Annotated in this window: 11 protein-coding genes; 5 read left to right on the top strand and 6 right to left on the bottom strand. The window is 61.7% G+C overall.

Annotation, left to right across the window (positions count from 1 at the left end; all coding sequences use genetic code 11):
* Nucleotides 1–857: 857 nt before the first annotated feature.
* The 3 genes from mmsB to ACYAR8_RS21455 form a co-directional block, all read right to left on the bottom strand.
* Nucleotides 858–1748 (bottom strand): 3-hydroxyisobutyrate dehydrogenase, encoded by an 891-nt coding sequence (mmsB, locus tag ACYAR8_RS21465; RefSeq protein WP_463580998.1) that lies wholly within the window; start codon nucleotides 1746–1748, stop codon nucleotides 858–860.
* Between the two features lie 157 nt (nucleotides 1749–1905).
* Nucleotides 1906–3432 carry a CoA-acylating methylmalonate-semialdehyde dehydrogenase gene (locus ACYAR8_RS21460; protein ID WP_463580997.1) on the bottom strand — a complete coding sequence of 509 codons (1527 nt, stop codon included), beginning with the start codon at nucleotides 3430–3432 and terminating at the stop codon, nucleotides 1906–1908.
* A gap of 57 nt (nucleotides 3433–3489) precedes the next feature.
* Nucleotides 3490–4818 carry an MFS transporter gene (locus ACYAR8_RS21455; RefSeq protein ID WP_108120801.1) on the bottom strand — a complete coding sequence of 443 codons (1329 nt, stop codon included), beginning with the start codon at nucleotides 4816–4818 and terminating at the stop codon, nucleotides 3490–3492.
* Between the two features lie 185 nt (nucleotides 4819–5003).
* On the opposite strand from ACYAR8_RS21455, the gene ACYAR8_RS21450 reads away from it, so the two are divergent.
* The 5 genes from ACYAR8_RS21450 to ACYAR8_RS21430 all read left to right on the top strand — a co-directional run bounded on the left by ACYAR8_RS21450 (nucleotide 5004) and on the right by ACYAR8_RS21430 (nucleotide 10884).
* Entirely contained in the window at nucleotides 5004–5951 is a 948-nt protein-coding gene (locus ACYAR8_RS21450; protein WP_463580996.1) for a LysR family transcriptional regulator, read from the top strand.
* 393 nt (nucleotides 5952–6344) lie between these two features.
* Entirely contained in the window at nucleotides 6345–7196 is an 852-nt protein-coding gene (locus tag ACYAR8_RS21445; RefSeq protein WP_463580995.1) for a sugar phosphate isomerase/epimerase family protein, read from the top strand.
* 13 nt (nucleotides 7197–7209) lie between these two features.
* Nucleotides 7210–8274: an isopenicillin N synthase family dioxygenase gene (locus tag ACYAR8_RS21440; protein ID WP_463580994.1), complete on the top strand. Its 1065-nt coding sequence runs from the start codon at nucleotides 7210–7212 to the stop codon at nucleotides 8272–8274.
* A gap of 125 nt (nucleotides 8275–8399) precedes the next feature.
* Nucleotides 8400–9167 (top strand): ABC transporter substrate-binding protein, encoded by a 768-nt coding sequence (locus tag ACYAR8_RS21435; RefSeq protein ID WP_427685988.1) that lies wholly within the window; start codon nucleotides 8400–8402, stop codon nucleotides 9165–9167.
* 166 nt (nucleotides 9168–9333) lie between these two features.
* The gene (locus tag ACYAR8_RS21430; RefSeq protein ID WP_463580993.1) at nucleotides 9334–10884 is read left to right on the top strand and encodes an amino acid ABC transporter permease/ATP-binding protein; all 1551 of its coding nucleotides are present in this window, start codon (nucleotides 9334–9336) and stop codon (nucleotides 10882–10884) included.
* A gap of 3 nt (nucleotides 10885–10887) precedes the next feature.
* On the opposite strand, the gene recD is transcribed toward ACYAR8_RS21430, so the two are convergent.
* The 3 genes from recD to recC are packed head-to-tail and all read right to left on the bottom strand — an operon-like array spanning nucleotide 10888 to nucleotide 20152.
* Nucleotides 10888–12975, bottom strand: a complete 2088-nt coding sequence (gene recD / locus ACYAR8_RS21425) for an exodeoxyribonuclease V subunit alpha (protein ID WP_463580992.1) — start codon at nucleotides 12973–12975, stop codon at nucleotides 10888–10890.
* On the bottom strand, nucleotides 12972–16670 hold the full coding sequence (gene recB / locus ACYAR8_RS21420) for an exodeoxyribonuclease V subunit beta (RefSeq protein ID WP_463580991.1): 3699 nt from the start codon (nucleotides 16668–16670) through the stop codon (nucleotides 12972–12974). Before recB ends, recD begins: the two co-directional genes overlap by 4 nt.
* Nucleotides 16667–20152, bottom strand: a complete 3486-nt coding sequence (gene recC / locus ACYAR8_RS21415; protein WP_463580990.1) for an exodeoxyribonuclease V subunit gamma — start codon at nucleotides 20150–20152, stop codon at nucleotides 16667–16669. The genes recB and recC overlap by 4 nt, the downstream gene beginning before the upstream one ends.
* Nucleotides 20153–20408: the final 256 nt, after the last annotated feature.

Raw genomic sequence — 20408 nt, 5'->3', positions numbered from 1 at the left:
AACAACGAGCGGCTGCACTCGAAACTGGGGTACCTGCCACCGACCGTTTACGAACGGACGATGGCGTCGAAACCACCTATCGAGGTGTCCGGAATTAGTTGACCACTACAGTCCCACCGGCTGACCGCGCGCACATTGTGGGACCGGCTTTAGCCGGGAAGGCGTCGGATGCCACGCCGTGAAATCGCGAGTGTTCGTGCTGGTCTCTTCCCGGCTGAAGCTGCTCCCATTGACTGACCGCGCGCACATTGTGGGACCGGCTTTAGCCGGGAAGGCGTCGGATGCCACGCCGCGAAATTGCGGGTATTCGTGCTGGCCTCTTCCCGGCTAAAGCCAGTCCCACTGACTGACCGCGCGCACATTGTAGGACCGGCTTTAGCCGGGAAGGCGTCGGATGCCACGCCGCGAAGTTTGGGGTGTTCGTGCTGGCCTCTTCCCGGCTAAAGCCAGTCCCACTGACTGACCGCGTGGATATTGTGGGACCGGCTTTAGCCGGGAAGGCGTCGGATGCCACGCCGCGAAGTTTGGGGTGTTCGTGCTGGCCTCTTCCCGGCTAAAGCTGCTCCCATTGACTGACCGCGCGCACATTGTGGGACCGGCTTTAGCCGGGAAGGCGTCGGATGTCACGCCGTGAAATCGCGGGTGTTCGTGCTGGCCTCTTCCCGGCTAAAGCCAGTCCCACTGACTGACCGCGCGCACATTGTAGGACCGGCTTTAGCCGGGAAGGCGTCGGACGTCACGCCGTGAAATCGCGGGTGTTCGTGCTGGCCTCTTCCCGGCTAAAGCCGGTCCCACTGACTGACCGCGCGCACATTGTGGTACCGGCTTTAGCCGGGAAGAGGCCGGGGTGTGCGACATCAGTTTTCCTTCTTGATGTATCCCTCAACCACCGCCGAAAAATCCTTGCCACCGTCACCGCGCAAACTCATCGCCTGATACAGCTGCTGCGCCAGCGCGCCCATGATCACGGGTTGGCGGGCGGCTTTGGCGGCTTCGGTTGCCAGGCCCAGGTCCTTGAGCATCAGCTCCGCGCCAAACCCTCCGGTGTAGCCGCGCGACGCCGGGGCGGTTTCCACGACGCCGGGCCACGGGTTGTACATTTCCGAGCTCCAGCAGCGCCCGGTCGAGCTGTTGATGATGGTCGCCAGCACGCCGGTGTCGATGCCCAGGCTGTTGCCCAGCGCCATGGCTTCTGCCACGCCGATCATGGAAATGCCCAACAGCATGTTGTTGCAGATCTTCGCGATCTGACCGGTGCCGACGTCACCGCAATGGACGATGTTGCGGCCCATCTGCGCGAGGACCGGCTTGAGCGCCGTGAAGTGTTCAACACTCGCACCGACCATAAACGTCAGCGTCCCGGCCTGCGCCCCGCCAGTGCCGCCCGACACCGGCGCGTCGCCCACCATCACGCCCTGTTTCGCCGCTGCCGCCGCCACATCGCGGATGGTCTGTGGATCAATCGTGCTGCAATCCACCGCCGGCACCCCTGCGCTGATGCCCGCCAGCACGCCGTCGTCATTCAGGTACACCGCGCGAACATGAGCCGCGGCCGGGAGCATGGTGATGACCAGGTCGGCACCCTGAGCAGCATGTTTGGGCGACTCACTGATGCGGCTGCCCAATTCGGCCAGCTCGGCCAAGACCTGTTGGTTGACGTCGAACAAATGCAACTGATGCCCGGCACGGATCAGGTTCCGCGCCATCGGCGCCCCCATATTGCCCAGGCCGATGAATGCGATTTTCATGGTTGTTCTCCTTGTTCAGAACTCAGCTCAAACCAACTGACGGAATACGATCTTTGTAGGAGCGCGCTTGCCCGCGATGGCGTCATGTCTCTCAACCCACCCGTCACAGGCAGATCGTTTTCACGGGCAAGCGCGCTCCTAAAACAGGGCGTCGAACTCAACGCAAATTGATCGTCGTATTCACCCCGTCATTCACGCTGTCGTCATCGAACCAGCGGCTGGTGACGGTCTTGGTCTGAGTGTAGAACTGCACCACCTGTTTGCCGTACGGCCCCAGGTCCCCCAGCTTCGAACCACGTGAGCCGGTGAAGCTGAAGAACGGCACCGGCACCGGAATCGGGATGTTGATGCCGACCTGCCCCACGTCGATTTCGCTCTGGAATTTGCGCGCCGCCGCACCGCTCTGGGTGAACAGCCCGACGCCGTTGCCGAACGGGTTGGCGTTGACCAGAGCAATGGCCTGATCCAGCGTGTCGACTTCCAGCACCACGAGCACCGGCCCGAAGATTTCCTGAGTGTAGATCTGCATCTCGGTGGTAACGCCCGTGAACAGCGTCGGCCCGACGAAGTTGCCTTCCTCAAAACCCGTCACCGTGATGTCGCGCCCGTCCAGCTCGAGGGTGGCGCCTTCCCGAACGCCGCTTTCGATCAGATCAAGAATTCGCTGCTTCGCGCGCTTCGAAATCACCGGGCCGACATCGGTCCCTGCCTCGCTTCCCGCATTCACCTTGAGCTGCTGCGCCAGCGCTTTCAGATCGGGAATCCACTGCTTCGACGCGCCGACCATCACCACCGCCGACGTCGCCATGCAGCGCTGACCCGCGGCACCGAAACCGGCGCCGACCAGCGCGTTGAGGGTCTGTTCGCGATTGGCATCCGGCAGCACGACGGCATGGTTCTTGGCGCCCATCATCGACTGCACGCGCTTGCCGTGTTTGCCCGCCAGGTCGTAAACGTGAGTGCCCACCGCCGTCGAGCCGACGAAGGAGACCGCCTTGATGTCTTTGTGGGTGCAGATCCCGTCGACCACCTCTTTGCCGCCATGCACGACATTGAGCACGCCTGCCGGCACGCCCGCCTCGACCGCCAGTTCCACCAGCAGCATGGTCGACATCGGGTCCTGCTCGGACGGTTTGAGCACGAAGGTGTTGCCGCAGGCGATGGCCATCGGGAACATCCACAGCGGAATCATCGCCGGGAAGTTGAAAGGCGTGATCCCGGCGCAGACGCCGATGGGCTGACGCAACGTGTAGGTGTCGACGCCACCGGCCACGTTTTCGGCGAATTCGCCCATCTGCAAGGTGCCGATGGAGCACGCGTGCTCGACCACTTCCAGGCCGCGGAAGATATCGCCCTCGGCGTCCGCAATCGTCTTGCCCTGTTCGGCGCTGAGCACGACGGCGATGCGTTTGGAGTGTTCCCGGATCAACGCCTGCAACTTGAGCATGATGCGCATGCGGGCGCCAATCGGCGTGTGCCGCCAGGTGGTGAATGCCTTCTGCGCGGCGGCGACAGCGGCATCGACCTCAGCGGCCGTCGCGAACGGCACGTGGGCCAGCACTTCCTGCGTGGCAGGGTTGACCACGTCGAGCCACTCGGTGGTTTGCGACTCAACCCATTCACCGCCGATCAGCAGCTTCACGCGGGCCACGGTGGTATTGTTTTTGTTCAGCGACACGTTCATTGCCATTGCTCCATTCAAAGCAGCGCGCCGGCGCGGGCGCGCTGAAAAAAGTCGATGTCAGACAGCGCGATGGCGAGGGGGATCACGCTTCATCAGCGCGGTGCAGACCAATGCAACCAGCGCCATGCCGATCAGGTAGGCGATCACGTAGCGCGGACTGCCGCCGCCCATGGCCAGCAATTGCGTGGCGATCATCGGCGCAAATCCGCCGCCCAGAACGCCCGCCAACTGCACCGAGACGGAGATGCCGCTGTATCGAATTTCCGCCGGAAACTGCCGGGCGAACAACAGGGATTCCGGCGCATACAGGATCGGGAAGACCACGCCTACTGCCAGCACCATCGCCCACCACACCATCTGCGGCTCGCGGGTGCCAAGCATGGCGAAGAAGGGATAAACGAACGCGCAGAGCAGCAGAAGCCCGGCGAAATACAGACGTTTCTGACCGACCTTGTCGGACAGGTGCCCACACAGCGGCATGGTCACCAGAGAAAGCGCAGCGCCGGCGGTGATCGCGCTCAGCACGTCAGCGCGGGGGATGAGCAACTGATTGGCGGCGTACGCCAACGCGAAGGTCACCGACATGTAGAACCAGGCGTTCTCGGCAGTGCGCGCGCCGATGATGGTCAGGGTTTCTTTCGGATGGTCGCGGAAGACTTTGAACAGCGGCACTTTGACGGCGATGTTGTCTTTCTTGAGCTTCTCGAAATCGGGCGACTCCGGGACTTTCAGGCGAATCAGCCAGCCCACGCCCAACAGCACGACGCTGGCGAGAAACGGAATCCGCCAGCCCCAACTGAGCATGTCGGCCTCCGGCAATTTGGCGACCATGCCCATGGCCAACGAGGCCAGCACCAGCCCTGCCCCAACGCCGGTTTGCGGCAGGCTGCCGTAGAAACCTTTACGGCCTTCGGGCGCATGTTCGACCGCCATCAACACCGCCCCGCCCCATTCACCGCCGACGGCCATGCCCTGCAGAAACCGCATCGCTACGAGCAGCACCGCGGCCCAGTAGCCAATCTGTTCGTAGGTGGGAATCAGGCCGATGATGATGGTCGGAATGCCCATAAGCATCAGGGTGAACAAGAGCATGGACTTGCGCCCGATCTTGTCGCCGAAATGGCCGAACACGATGCCGCCCAGCGGCCGGCCGAGAAAGCCCACGGCGTAGGTGGCGAACGCCGCCAGCACACCGATGATCGGGTCCAGTGCAGGGAAAAAAATCTTGTTGAAGATCAGGGCGGCAGCCGTGCCGTAGAGGAAAAAGTCGTACCACTCGATGGTCGTGCCAGCCATGCTCGCCGCGCCGGCAAGTCGGTAGGATCGGGCGTTTTTCACGGGGCTGGCATCGAGTGCGCCAGCGTCCGCCGTAATAGCGTTCTTCATAAACTCCTCCGCTTATTTATTGTTGTGCAGGGTGTTATGGCGTGTGGGTGGGGCGATTTGCCGGGGCGTTACCTCGCTGGTTTCAGCTGCTGCAACAGGCGTTGACGGGCAGGTTGGATCCGGCAGCGCTTCGGAGTATAGATGTGCAAACTTCTAATAAGAACGCACATAAAAGCAGGTTCAACATGCAAAAAAACATCACGTCCCTGAGCGCGCTGAACTGGGACGACCTGAAGTTTTTTCTCGAAGTGGCGCGCACGCGCAAGGCCAGTTCCGCGGCCAAACGCCTCGCGGTGGACTACACAACGGTGTCGCGCCGGATCAGCTCGCTGGAGACGTCACTGGGCACGCTGCTGTTCGAGAAATCCCGCAGCAACGGGTTCATCCTCACGGCGGAAGGCCAACGATTGCTCGGCGCGGCGGAGTCCATAGAAAGCACGCTGCATATTGCCTGCGAGCAGGTTTCCGGCTCCGGCGTCGCGTTGTCGGGGCATGTGCGCATGGGTTGCACAGAAGGCTTCGGCAGCTTCTTCATCACCCCGCAACTCAGTCACTTCACCGACACGTACCCGGCCATTTCGGTGGATATCCTGCCGCTGCCGCATTTCATCAGCCTGTCCAAGCGCGAGGCGGACATCGTCATCGCGCTGGAGCGTCCGGAGCACGGGCCTTACGTGTGCTGCAAGTTGTGCGACTACAGCCTGAGGCTCTACGCCACCCAGGATTATCTCGACAACCACGCGCCGATCCTCAAGACCGAAGACCTCGCCAACCATCCGTTCATCAGCTACGTCGACGACCTGGCCTTCAGCTCGGAATTGCTCTACCTCAGCAACCTCCTCCCCGGCGCTCACGCCACCCTGCGCAGCACGAGCGTCATCGCCCAATACGTCGCCGCGCTACAGGGCCGAGCGCTGGCGATCCTCCCGTGCTTTCTCGCGGCGCAAGATGCTCGACTGCTGCCGGTGCTGGAAAGCGATGTGGATATCACGAGGCAGTTCTGGATGTACTGCCGGGAGGACCTGAGAAAGCTCAAGCGGATTACGTTGTTGTGGGATTACATCCGCGAGGCCACCGAGCGCAATCAGGGGTTTCTGTTGGGCAAGACAGATCGGATGGCGTTTGTGGATTGAATGCTAAGTCGGCGGCAGATTGGGGTGCTCGGCGCAACGCGATCTGTAGGAGTGAGCTTGCTCGCGAATGCAATGTTTCCACCGACAAATTTTTTGAAGCTGTACCAACGTATTCGCGGGCAAGCGCGCTCCTACACAGGTCCGACCGTCTGCTCTGCCCCTCCCCGCCATAGTTCAGAAATCTCTGAACTATGCATTTGAGCTTTCCTATTCTTTCCGTTCATCGGCCGAATCTAAGATCGGCTCCAATAAAGGAGCCCGTCCATTAGAGACCCGGCCCGAAGATTGCCTTTTCTGATGTGACTGCCGCTGTACCCGTCTAGGCCTGGGCCGTGGCGGAGCCCTGTCTGGGGTCGCACGTCAGCCGCACGACGCAATCTTTGAGGACGCTCGATGAAACTGGAAATCTTCCGCACGCTCTGGGGCTACCGCGCCAGCAAGGCCCAGGCGCTGGATGAGCTGCTGGAAGCCGGATTCGATGGCATGGAAGCACGCCTGCCGCTGACGCCTGTCGAGCGTGCGGAATTCGGTGCCTTCCTGCGCGCCAATCATGTGCCTTACATCGCCACGGTGTTCACCGCCTACGACGTCCTCCCGGAACAATCAGCAACCACTGCAGAACACCTTAGCGATCTCGAACAGAAACTCGCCTGGTCAACCGAACTGGCGCCGCGCTTCGTCAATGTGCTGGCCGGCAATGACCGCTGGCAATTGCCGCAGCAGGTGGAATTCTTCGGTCAGGCGCTGGAGGTGGCGCGCAAACATGGGCAGACAGTGACCTTCGAAACCCACCGCGCACGCTCGCTGTTCAATCCGTGGATCACCCTTGAGCTGATCCGCCAACTGCCGGATCTGCGCTTCACCAGCGACATCAGTCACTGGATCGTCACTTGCGAGCGTTTGCTCGACGACCCGGAAGACGACCTCAGCGCGTTCGTCGAGCGCGTTCATCACATTCAGGCTCGGGTCGGTTACGACCAGGGCCCGCAAGTCCCGCATCCCGCCGCCCCCGAGTACGCACGCGAGCTGGCTTTCCATCAGCAGCACTGGGAAGCCGTGTGGGAATCCCAGCAGGCGCGCGGTTATCAGCTCAGCACGATGACACCCGAATTCGGCGCCGACGGCTATCTGCATCATCTGCCCTTCACCAATGTACCGGTGGCCGATCTCTGGTCGCTGAACGTGTGGATGGGCCAGACCGAACGCGAACATTTCCAGCGCTTCAACCACACAACAAGCCGATAAGGAGCGTTTCGTCATGCCAGATCCGTCGCACGCGGCAGCCCCGAAGGTCGCCAATTTCAGCAGCATCCCGGTGGTCGATATCGCCGAGCTGTTCAGCCCCGACATCGCCCTGCGTCAGGCCGTCGCTGACGAACTGGGCAAGGCGGCGCGGGAAGTGGGTTTTCTGTACGTCAGGAATCACGGCATCGCGCCGTCGTTGATCGACGGTCTGCGTCAAGCGGCCAAGGACCTGTTCGCCCAACCCCTCGACTACAAAATGCAGCATTACATCGGCACTTCGCGAAGCCACAAAGGCTTCGTGCCCGAGGGCGAAGAGGTGTACGCCAAGGGCAAGCCAGACCATAAAGAGGCCTTCGATATCGGTTTTGAAGTGGGCGATGACGACCCGCTGGTGATCGCCAAAACCCCGCTGATCGGCGCCAACGAATGGCCTGACCTGCCCGGTTTTCGCCCTGCGGTGGAAGCGTATTACGCGGCGGTGTTTGCCTTGGGCCGCCGTCTGTTCGACGGCTTCGCGCTGGCGCTGGGCCTGGAGGAAGGCTACTTCGAGGCGATGGTCACCCGCCCACCTTCCAAGCTGCGACTGATTCATTACCCGTTCGACGGCGCCGCGCAGGATGCGCCCGGAATTGGTGCGCACACCGATTACGAGTGCTTCACCATGCTGCTGGCCGACAAACCCGGGCTGGAAGTGATGAACGACCTTGGGCAGTGGATCGACGCGCCGCCGGTAGACGGCGCGTTTGTGGTCAACATCGGCGACATGCTGGAGGTCATGACCGCTGGTACGTTCGTTGCTACGGCTCACCGGGTACGCACGGTCAGCGAGGAGCGCTATTCGTTTCCGCTGTTCTTCGCTTGCGACTTCCACACCCAGATCAAGCCCCTTCCGCAATTCGACAAGGGCACTGCCGACTACGAAGAAATCACCATCGGCGAGCACATGTTCGGTCAGGCGTTGCAGACCTACCAATACCTGCGGCGCAAGGTCGAGAACGGCGAACTCAAGCTGTACGAAAAGGCGCGCAAGCCGTCGAGCTTCGGCCATTTGAAGAGCCAGACACAGGACCCATCGTGATGCGATGCGTCCCCCTGTTCCACCCGAATACTCAACACACCCAGCCCTACCTTTCTGACGTGGAGTCGCCGACGATGCGCAACACTTTGAACACCGCTGTCCGCTTGACCGTGCTTGCCTCCGCCATGCTCGGCGCGTCGTTATTGGCTACCACGGCCGCACAAGCTGCTACCACCGTGACGCCCGGGCAATTCAAGGTCGGCATGGAGATTACCTACCCGCCGTTCGAATCCTACGACGAGAAGAAAAATGTCGTCGGTGCCGACCCGGACCTTTCGCGCCTGCTCGCCAAGCACATGGACCTCAAAGCGGAGTTTGTCGACACCAAGTTCTCCAGCCTGATCCTCAGCCTCAATGCCGGTCACTACGACGCGATCATTTCGGGCATGTACATCACGCCGGAGCGCCAGACCCAGGCCCAGACCATCCCCTACGCCGTAACGGGCGCGGCGATCATGGTGCTCAAGGACAGTCCGCTCAAACCCAAGGTGCCGGAAGACTTGTGCGGGCTGAAAATCGGCCTGGAAAAAGGCACCACGTGGGTCACCCAATTCAACAAGCTTTCCGCCGAATACTGCGTGCCGAAGGGCAAAGGCCCGGTCGCCGTCAGCGAATTCCCGTCGGCCCCGGAAGTAACCCAGGCGCTGCTGTCAGGCAACGTCCAGGCGCAAGTGGAGATCGACGGCGCCGCCGGGATGATCGCCGAACGCACCAAGGGCCGCGTGGTGGTCAGCACCGAGCATTCCATCTACCAGCAGACGCTTGGCATCTACGTGAAGAAGGGCAATGACGAGCTGTATCAGGCGTTGCTCAAGGCCTTCGACGAGACCAAAAAATCCGGCGAATACGCGGCGCTGTTGAAGAAATACAACCTGGAAGAGCCCGCCAACTGACGGCTTGATGCGTCACCCCTTGTAGGAGTGAGCTTGCTCGCGATTGGCCGTGACAGACGATGAGGGTGTGTCGGATGTACCGAAGTCATCGCGAGCAAGCTCACTCCTGCAGGGACCGCGTTTGATTAGAGAGTCCCGCCGGGCCCCGCCCTGCTGAGGTGTGTGTATGCAATTCGAATGGTCCTACTTTTTTTCTCTGTTCTCGGTCGCCGACTTCTGGGAGTCCTGCATCACCGTGATCGAGCTCAGCGCGCTGGGCTGGTTCATCGGCATGCTGCTGGGTTTCCTGCTGGCGTCGGCCAAGCTTTCGACGGCGCGCTGGATCAGCGTTCCGGCGTCGATTTATATCTGGTTCTTCCGCAGTGTTCCGCTGCTGGTGCTGGTGGTGTTTACCTACAACCTGCCGCAGATGTTTCCGGTCACCCGTGATGTACTTTCCAACCCCTTCTATTCCGGCCTTCTCGCGCTGGTGGTCACGGAAGCGGCGTACATGGCGGAGATTCACCGCGGCGGCCTGATCTCCGTCGCGAAAGGCCAGAAAGAAGCCGGCCGCGCCCTGGGCGTCGGTCTGATTGGCATGCAGCGTCTGATCGTCATCCCCCAGGCATTTCGTATCTCGCTGCCAACGCTGGTGAATGAATACATCACCGTGGTGAAACTGACCTCGCTGGTGTCAGTGATTTCCCTGACCGAACTGCTGACCGTGGGCCAGCGTCTCTATGCGCAGAACTTCCTGGTGATGGAAACGCTGTCAGCCGTCGCGGTGTATTACGTGATGATCGTGACGGTGTTCGGCTGGCTGTTTCACTGGCTGGAGCAGCACCTGGAGCTGAGCAACCGCAAGCCCCAGACCCTCGACGACACTGCCCTGACTCACCTGCGCGCCAGCCTGGTCACGCAGCCCGCGGTAGTACGCCAGCCGACAACAGGACCGGGGTCGGCGCCAGCGCTACAACTGGCCAACATCCACAAAAGCTACGGGCAGCATGAAGTGCTCAAGGGGATCAATCTGGAGGTGGACGCCGGTCAGGTGATTTCCATCATCGGTCCATCAGGTTCGGGCAAGACCTCGCTCATTCGCACCGTCAACAGCCTGGAGACCATCGACAAGGGCGAGATCATCCTGTTTGGCGAAGGCTACATTCACGCCGGCGACAACCCCAACGCGCCGCAGATTCGCCGTGGCGTGCAGCGCATCGGCATGGTGTTTCAGAACTTCAACCTGTTCCCCCACCGCACCATTCTCGACAACGTGACCCTCGCGCCGCGTTATCACGGCCGCGACCGCGACGTCAGCGAGCAGCGTGCCTACGCCCTGCTCGACAAGGTCGGGCTGCTGGCCCACGCGCACAAATACCCGCATCAGCTCTCCGGCGGTCAGCAACAGCGCGTGGCGATTGCCCGAGCGCTGGCGATGGACCCGCAGATCATGCTCTTCGACGAGCCGACTTCTGCGCTTGACCCGGAGCTGGTGGGCGACGTGCTGAAGGTCATCGCCGAGCTGGCGAAGGAAGGCATGACGATGCTCATCGTGACCCATGAGATGGACTTCGCCCTGTCGATTTCCGACCGGGTGATCTTCATGGAAAACGGCATCGTACAGATCGACGCCGCGCCGCAGACGATTCTTGCCGATCAGTGCGGCGAGCGTGTGCGCAGGTTCATGGGGCTGGATCACGCCGTTACGCAACAAGCGCCGACGCTCAAAGAGGCGTGAGCCTCACAACCCCAACATCAACCCGCTCAGGCGCTTGACCTTGCGCCGCAGGGCTTCTTCAAACACGCCCTGACGCGGCTCGATCAGGCTGAACCAGTGCTTGGCCCGGGTGATGCCGGTGTAGATCAACTCCTTGGTCAGCACCGGGTTCAACGCCTCGGGTAGGATCAAGGCCGTGTGTGCGAACTCCGACCCCTGGGACTTGTGCACTGTCATCGCGTACACCGTTTCCACGTCATTGAGCCGACTGGGCAGCACAAAACGCACGCCGCCGCTGCCGTCGTTACGCGGGAACGCAACACGCAGCGCCTGACGGTTCTCCTCGACCGGCCCCTCGGGGAGACGCAAGGCAATGCCAATGTCGCCGTTCATCAAACCCAGCCCGTAGTCGTTGCGCGTCATCAACACCGGGCGCCCCTCGTACCACTGATGATCACTCTCGATCAGCCCGGCGCTGAACAGCGTTTCCGTGATCCGTCGATTCAACCCTTCCACGCCCCACGGCCCTTTGCGCACCGCACATAGCAGCTGGAACTCATCGAACGCACTCAAGACATGCCGCGCCCACTCGACGCTGCGCGGGTCTTCGATCTGCGTCAGGTCTTGCGGCCGCTGCGCGTGCATCACGCCCAGATAATGGCGGTAACCCTGCGGACCGTCGCCGTGACCGTCGAGCAAAAGCCGTGACAGCGCACGGTCCTGCTCACCTTTGAGCACCAGGGAAAACAAATCCGGGTACTGGCGAGCCGCGAGCAACGCGCGCGCGTCCTTGTCCTGCTGCTGATTGACCAGCTTGGCCAACTGACCGATGCCGCTCCCAGCCACGAAACGCCGGGAGTGGCGCAGCATCACCACTTGCTGAGCCAACGCGTGATGCTGATCGTCGCCCTGCTGCAAACCGCTTCCGGAAAGATCCTCGCCGCTGACCGATTCAAGCCACGCCTGGGTCTGCGGGCTGTACATCCCCGCCTCCGCATCGCGGCACAAATCGCCCAGCACGGCGCCCGCCTCAACCGACGCCAATTGATCCTTGTCGCCCAGCAACACCATGCGCGCATGGGGCGGCAATGCGTCCAGCAGGTTAGCCATCATTTCCAGGTCGATCATCGAGGCTTCATCGACCACCAGCACGTCCAGCGGCAACGGGTTGCCCGCGTGATGACGAAAATGCCGCGTCCCCGGACGGCTGCCCAGCAAACGGTGAACCGTCGTGACTTCGCTGGGGATTTTCTGCCGCACGTCTTCCGGCACTTGCAGCGACTGCACCTGATGACTGATCGACTCGGTCAGACGTGCCGCGGCCTTGCCGGTCGGCGCCGCCAGACGAATGCGCAGCGGCTTGCCGCGTTCAACCGCTGGCGATTGCAGCAGCGCCAGCAAACGCACGACCGTGGTGGTTTTGCCCGTGCCGGGGCCGCCGGTGATGATGCTGAACGCGCCTCGTGTCGCCAGCGCACAGGCCAGCTTTTGCCAGTCGATCAATGCGTCAGGCGCGTGATTGGCCGGGCCGAACAGCGCATCCAGACGTTGGGGCAAATCGCTGAACCCCGTTTCCACCTGAGCCAGTCGACGACGCAACGCCGCATCGATCCGCCGTTCATAGGTCCAGTACCGGCGCAGGTACAGGCGCCGATCGGATAAAACCAACGGCCTCTGCGCCGCCGCTTCGCTGACATCCCCAGCGTGAGCAACCAGCGCGCTCGCTTCCAGCGCCTTGCACCACGTTGCGCCGTCCAGCGATTTAAGCAGCGAGGACGGCAACAGCATCGGCGTCGACAACACATCACCCTCCGGCGGCAGCGACAAGGCGAAATCCGGCTCTTTCAGGGTTTCGTAGAGGTCCAGGCAGACGTGGCCATGCCCCAACTGGTGACTGGTCAACGTGGCCGCCAACAACACCAACGAGTCTGCGGCAGGATCAAGGTCAGCCAGAAACGCCACGAAGGCCTTGTCCAGCGCACGCAGCCAGCCGCGCTCGACCCAGCGCTGCAGCAACAGCAGCAAATCCTCCACGCGGCTGAGGGGTTTCAGGTTGGCCAGGCTGTCGGCGTCCAGCGCCGTGGGCATCAAGTGAGCGAAGGTGCGATTCATACGAGGTCTCCTGACAGCACGTCTTCCGTAATCGGCGCTCGGCCCTGAAACAGCAGATCGAGACTTTCGATCAGCGCGCGGGGCGGTCGGGTAAACCACGCGCCCTGACTCACTGCGCGACTGCCGCGCACGAACAGGTAGACCGCTCCGCCCATGTGCTGGTCGTAATCGTAGTCGGCAAGACGCGCTTTGAGCTGACGGTGCAAGGCCAGCAGATAGAGCACGTATTGCAGGTCGTAGCGGTTCTCCAGAATCGAGTTTTCCATCGCCTGCTCGGTGTAGGCATCGTCGTCGACGCCCAGCCAGTTGGATTTGTAGTCGGCGACGAAGTAACGACCTTCGTGCTCGAACGTCAGGTCGATGAAGCCCTTGAACATGCCGTTCAGCGAAACCGTTTCTGCCGCCGCGCGAGGCGCGCCGTTGTGGGTGTAGCGGCGCACCAGCGCGTCCATCTGCGCCACATCGACCTTCGAGCAGGCGAACCAGAATTCCATTTCGACGCGGTACTGGTTCGGCTGATCCAGCTCGCACAAGGCCATGGGCTGCATCTCTGTGCCCAGACGAAGCGGCAGGGTCAGCAGATGCTGCAGCCAGTCGGTCAGCGTGTTGATCCAGCCTTTCCAGTCGCGCCGGTTGCAGCGTTGGGCGACGACTTTCTCCAGCGACAGCGGATCAGCCGCTGCTTCGGCAAAGCCCTTCTCGCCGGCCCATTCCAGCAAGCCGTGCAGAAAGGTGCCGGGATTCGGACCACGCGGGAATCGATGGATATCGCCGCCGCTGACCATCACCTCTCGCGGCGCATCCGGGTCGAGACGCTCATCGTCGAACAGCTTCTGCGCTTGCGGGCTGTCCGGCGACTGATCGCCGCTGTCGGTGATGGTGTCGCCGATGCGCAGCGCGCTATAGGACGCAATCCACCAGTTCTCCCGTGCGCTACGCCGGGGCACGCGCGGCTTGCTCAACGCGACCTCGTTGCGCGGCGCGCTGAAGGACTCCGTCGTGGGCAGCGGCACAGGCTCAACCTTAACGGCGGGATGATCTTCTGACAGCGATCGCAGCCACTGGCCCAACGCGACTGACTCAGCCAGCTTCTGCCCGCCGCCAAGTAAGTAGCCCAGTGCCGAGCGATGCAGTATCGAAGCGTTGTTACTGCCGCGCTTGAGATCGGCAACGCCCAGCCAGCACGCATGTTGAGCGCGGGTCAGGGCCACATACAGCAGACGCAGGTCCTCCGCCAGACGCTCGTCGTCCGCCTGTTCGATCAGCGCAGGCGTGGGTTTTAGGCTGATCTGCGCGTGGCCGGCGGCGTCGTGGAAGTGCAGCGGCAATCGGCTGCCGTCCACCGGCTTCGTCGAACAGATGAAGGGCAGGAACACCAGCGGGTATTCCAGGCCCTTGGATTTGTGGATGGTCACGACCTTGACCAGTTGCTCATCGCTTTCGAGGCGCAGGATCTGCTCTTCCCCCGCTTGGCCGGACAGGGCCAGATGCTCGCTCAGATGACGAATCAGGGCCTGCTCGCCATCCAGCTCGGCGGCGGCCTGCTGCATCAGTTCACTGAGGTGCAGCAGGTTGGTCAGTACGCGTTCGCCATCGGTTCGCTGAACCAGCGCCTGGGGCAATTTAAAGTCGTGCAGCAACCGCCGCAGCATCGGCAGCACGCCTTGGGTGCGCCAGATGCGTCGGTAATCGCGGAACTGCATGACGCGGTTTTCCCACGCCAGTTCGTCCTGATTCAGCAGCTCAAGTTCGGCCAGCGGCAACGCGAGGGTGATGCAGGCCAAGGCCGCGCGCAGGGTTCGCTCGGCGTCAGGTTCGGCGCAGGCCTTAAGCCAGGCGAGCAGATCATGGGCTTCCTGCGCGGCGAACACCGAGTCCTTGTCCGAGAGGTACACACTGCGCACGCCACGGGCCGACAATTCGCCTCGCACCGCCTGCGCTTCTTTGCCGTCACGCACCAGAATCGCGATGTCGGCGGGCAGCAGCTTTTTCAGCGGCTCGCCTGCTTTGGCAAAGCCCGCTTGCCCTTGTTGACCGGCGTTGAGCAAACGCACGATCTCACTGGCACAGCTCGCCGCCAGTTGCGCTCGATACACCGTGCCCGACACCGGCTGATCGGTTTCCAGCTGCCAGACGTTGAGCGCCGCAAGCATCTCACCGTCGACCTGCAACGTCTCTTTACGCCCCTGAGACCCCACTGCCAGAAACGGCACGGGATTGTCCTCAGGCGTGCGGAACAAGAACGCACCGCGGCCGGCCTCGCTCGTTTCGGCGCGCGTGAACACGTGGTTCACCGCATCGACCATCGCGTGGCTGGAACGGAAGTTGGTGCCCAGCGTGTGCAAGCGCCCGGTGGTGGCCTGACGGGCGCGCAGGTAGGTGTAGATGTCGGCACCACGGAACGCGTAGATCGCCTGCTTCGGGTCGCCGATGAGGAACAGCCCGGTGCTTTCGTCATTGGCTTCAAGCCGATAGATGCTGTCGAAAATGCGGTACTGCACCGGGTCGGTGTCTTGGAACTCATCGATCAGCGCGACCGGAAACTGCTCGCGGATCAGGGTCGCCAGGCGCTCGCCACCGCTGCCTCGCAACGCAGCGTCCAGCCGCAGCAGCATGTCGTCGAAACCCATTTCCGCACGGCGCCGCTTCTCTTCTTCAAAGCGGGCACCGACCCATTGCGCAGCGTGTTCGAGCACCGCCGCATCGGGCGTTGGCAGCGTGTCCAGCGCAACCTTGAGCTCAACCATCGCCTCGAACGCGGGGTGCGATGGCGGATTGTTCTTCCACGCTTCGGCAATGCCGTCGGGCGTCAGCCGGGTGAAACCGGTGCCAAGGTCGAGTTGCTCCTGCTCGTCGTCATTGGCCCAGGCAATCAGCTTGTCGAACCAAGGCCTGAAATAACGCTCCTGCATTTTGCGGCCATCGACCACTTTGCACGCCACGCCGTCGATGCAGATCGCATGCAGCTCCGCGGCCCAGTTGGCCCATGGCGCCTTGAGCTGGCGGAGGGTTTCGCGCCGCTCCTGAATCGACTGCTCGATGATCTGCGTCGGGGTTTGGGTCACGCTCGCCCGCTCACTGCCGAACAACGCGCGCACCCTTGGCAGCAGCGCCGCAGGGCCGCCCCAGCTCTCGCGCACCCAGAGCAGCGCGTCACCGCTCATGGGGTAGCAGAACTTGCGCCAGTAATCGCGCAGCACTTCGCTCAGCAAATCAGTGTGATCGGTTTCCAGGCTCTGGGTAAACAGACTACCGCTGTCGAAGGCGTGCTCGCGCAGCATGCGTTGGCACCAACTGTGGATGGTCGATACCGCCGCTTCGTCCATCCACTGCGCCGCGATGTCGAGACGGCTGGCGCAACCGGGCCATTGCTCAATGGCGAATTCGTCCCGCAAGCCAGCGATCAACGCATCGGGCGCTTCGATTTCTTCACGGAAGAACCGCGCGGCTTCGGCCAGTCGCGTGCGAATGCGGTCGCGCAGCTCCTTGGTGGCTGCGTCGGTGAACGTCACCACCAGAATCTGCGGCGGCAACAGCTCACGGCCGAAACCCGATTCCTCGCTGCCATGCCCCAACACCAGACGCAGGTACAGCGCCGAGATGGTGAACGTCTTGCCGGTGCCGGCGCTGGCTTCAATCAGCTGGCTGCCTTTGAGCGGGAAGCGAAGCGCCAGGGGTTGTTGTGCATCACTCATGCGCCAGCCTCCTCGCGAGAAAGTGCCTGCCAGGGCGCTTCAAAAATCGGTTTGTATAACGCCTCGCACCAACCCACGAATTCCTCGCTGCCCAGCAACGCGTCGAAGTCCGGGAACTGACGGGCCAGGGCAGTGCTTTCGGCACGCTCGCCCTTGCTGTTCTGGCCATCGCCTTCATAGGCCTTGCGCGCGGCAGCTTCAGCTTTGATTTCATCGCTCTGGCCCAGCCAGGCAAATGCAGTCTTCACCGCGATCGGCAGTGGTCGTTGCATGCCTTGATGCCAGGCCAGCAGCAGGTCATTCAGCGTGCGCGTGGCGGTGTCTTTGTCCAGCGGCGGCAGCAAAAGCGTCTCGTCGCTGGCCACCAGCGCCGTGGTCAACGGCAGATCGCACGCGCAGGCCACCAAGTGGTTCACCCACGGCTTGGTCAGACGGTGCCATTTGCGCGTCTTCTTGCTGGCGATGGCATTGGGGATAGCGGTGATCGCCAGTAATTCATTCTGAGGGTTCTGATAAAGCCCATCGACCCAGCCGTCTAGCTCGACGCCCTGGTGCTGATAACTGACCGGCAGCGCGCTGTGCAGCCGGACCGGCCAGCGGACCAGCAAGTCATGGTAGCGGGCTACCAGATCCGGCAGCGGTTCGATCAGCTCATCCTGCAGTAACGTTCCAAACCCGGCCATCGGCAACAAGCCGCTGCCCTGCAAGCGCGTTGCTTGAGCATGGAGCGATTCATGAATGTGCTCGGGGTCAGTGAGCGCCGCCTGCAACAGGCTGTCGCTAAGGCCATAGCGCTCGAGCGCGTCGAGCACGAAAGGCTCCTCGTCCGCCAATGGCGCTTCGGCAACCTCGAAGAATATCTTCAAGCGCTGACTGAAGAAGTGCTTGACCGGATTGCGCAGAAAATCCTGTAACTGCATCAGGCTCAAGGGTTCTTCCTGCTGGTGCTTTTGCAGCGATTTTGTTTCACCTGCTTCGGCGACGGCCTCGTGCAGCACCTGCCACTCGCGAGCGAAGCTGAAGAACTCCGGGTTCTCCTGGAAGTATTTGGCACTGAACGGCTGCAGCGGATGTTCGACAGTCAGTTTGTGCAGCAACTGCTGACCCGGATCACGCTTTTTATCGTCCTCGGGCTCGATGGCTTCGGCCAGACGCCAACCACTGGACAGATGATCGCGCAACTGCCCGATGAGCACCGAAGCCGGCCGCTCGGAATTGTCGCGAATGCTGCGCCCGACCCAGCTGATGTACAGCTGATCACGTGCAGACAGCAGCGCTTCGAGCAAGAGATAACGGTCATCCTCGCGCCGGGAACGGTCGCCGGGTCGGTAGTCGCTGCCCATCAGATCGAAATCCAGCGGCGGTTGCGCGCGCGGGTAATCGCCGTCATTCATGCCCAGCAGGCAGACGATTTTGAAAGGAATGGCGCGCATTGGCATGAGCGTGCAGAAGTTGACCGATCCGGCCAGAAAGCGCTGGGACAACCTCCCTTGATCAAGCCCGGCCAGCCAGGCTTCACGCACAACCGTCAACGGCAGCTCTTCTTCCAAACCAACGGTCTCGCAGGTCTGCAGCCAGGATTCGCGCAGGGTTTCCAGCTGACTGAGCAGGTAGTCGTCATGCTCGCTGTCAGCCATGAAGAACAGCTGCATGATCGCCTGAAGGCGCGAGCCCCACATTGCGGGCGTCGCGGGCTGGGAGAGTTCATTGTGCGCGACCTGAAGCGCGTCGATCAGGGACACCAGCGGGCCAATCAGGGCCGCATCCAGTCCGCCGATTTCGTCATACGGCTGAATGCCCTCGTAGGCCGCACCCGCACCGACGGCGTAACCCAGCAACATTCGACGCAATCCAAAATGCCAGCTGTTCTGCTCAAGCTGTTCAGGCAGACCCAGCCCTTCACGCTGTACCGCATTGAGCCCCCATCGCACACCCGCTCCCTCAATCCAGCGGTGTAGGGTTGGCAGGTCACGCTCATCAATGCCGAACCGCGCACGCAATGCGGGAACGTCCAACAGATCGAGGATTTCACTGACAGGGAATCGACTGTCCGGAATCTTCAGCAAGTGCTCGACGGCGATCAGCAGCGGATCACGGCCACGCTGGCCCTGATCTGCGAGGGTGAAGGGGATAAAACGGCGATCGTCACGATCCAGTTGGCCAAACACTGCGCGAATGTGGGGGGCGTAGCTGTCGATGTCCGGCACCATGACGATGACGTCCCGCGGACGAAGGTCAGGATCCTTACTGAAACGCGCGAGCAGTTGATCGTGCAGCACCTCAACTTCGCGCTGGGCACTGTGGGCGACATGAAAGCGGATCGAGCGGTCGGTCTTTATGTCCACTGGCGGCCAGACGTCACGAGTCTCGCTCAAAGGACGCAGCTCGAGGATATCGTCCTGAAGCTGATTCAGGAGGGTCGTGGGCTCACTCTCGCTGAACAAATCGATGCGCCCGTCGCGAAAGATCGACCGGTAGCTGTTGGGGTCGTCATGACTGTCGAGCAAATTGATGTAATCGCGACCCTGCTTGCCCCACGCAGCCAACAACGGATGAGCATGCTGGTGCAGTGCATCAGGGTTTAGCACCACTGGCATGCCGGGTTTTCGCGATTGACGTTTGTATTCGTGACGCAGGAGATCCTTGTCAGCCACGATGTCTGCCCAGTGATGGCGGCAAGGGTTGTGAACGCAAAGCAGAACCTGGCTGAAACGGGCCAGCCCGGCAAGCGCCTCCAGTGCCTGGGCTGGCAATGAGGAGATTCCGAAAACGATCACTCGCGCCGGTAAACCGGCCGGTGCCTCGACCAGGCTATTGATGCGCTCGATGTAACGCTGATGCACGCCAGCCCGGCTCTGGGCCATGCCCTCTGCACCGACATCATGGAGCAGCGCACGCCACAGTTCGGCTTGCCAGCAGTTCTCTGCTTTCAGCGGCTTTGCCTCTCCCCTGCCGGTCCTGAGTTGATGCCTGCCAGCGGCCCAATCTTCCAACCAGTCGGCGCGGTACACCTGGTATTGGTCGAAGAGGTCAGCAAGACGCTCGGACAACTGGTAACGCTTGCGCAGGTCGGTGTCAGCCGTCAGGAACCGCTGCAGCGGCTCGAAGTGCGGTTGATTGATCAGGCCCGGGAGCAACCGCATCAAACGCCAGGTCAGCGGAGCTTTATCCAGCAACGAGGTTTCCGGAATCTCGGCCTTGCCCAGCACCGCGCGATACAGCTGCCACATGAAGCTGCCAGGGAGCTGAACATCAATCGCAGCGGCGATGCCGCAACCACCTTGATCATCGTCCTGCGCATCTTCTGCCAAAGCGAGCTTCAGCCACTGAGCAATACCGTTGCTCTGTACCAGCGCCACTTCGTTCTCGAGCGGAGTGAGGGGGTAACGCCGCATCCATGACACCACAAGGCCACGCAGCTCATCCAGGCGATTCCCATGGACCACCATAAACCCGGGGTTGAGATTGGATGTCACCGGCATAGCTGCGTCCCTTGGTCTTTCAAAAGAGGGAGAAGACTAACAGAGGGAGAGATTTGGTTAACGGTCGATCTTGTTGCGTCCGACGCCAACCCGCCTTGGGGGCTGGCGAGTTGCGCATAAGTGGCTGCCAGTTTTTTTCGCGCATAAAAACAAAACCCCATCTGCTTTCGCAAATGGGGTTTTGGAATTTAATCTTGACGATGACCTACTCTCACATGGGGAAACCCCACACTACCATCGGCGATGCATCGTTTCA

The sequence above is a fragment of the Pseudomonas sp. HP_01 genome, from assembly GCF_055284355.1.
The sequence above is the reverse complement of the archived record's forward strand: the minus strand, read 5'-3'. Positions and strand labels throughout refer to the sequence as shown.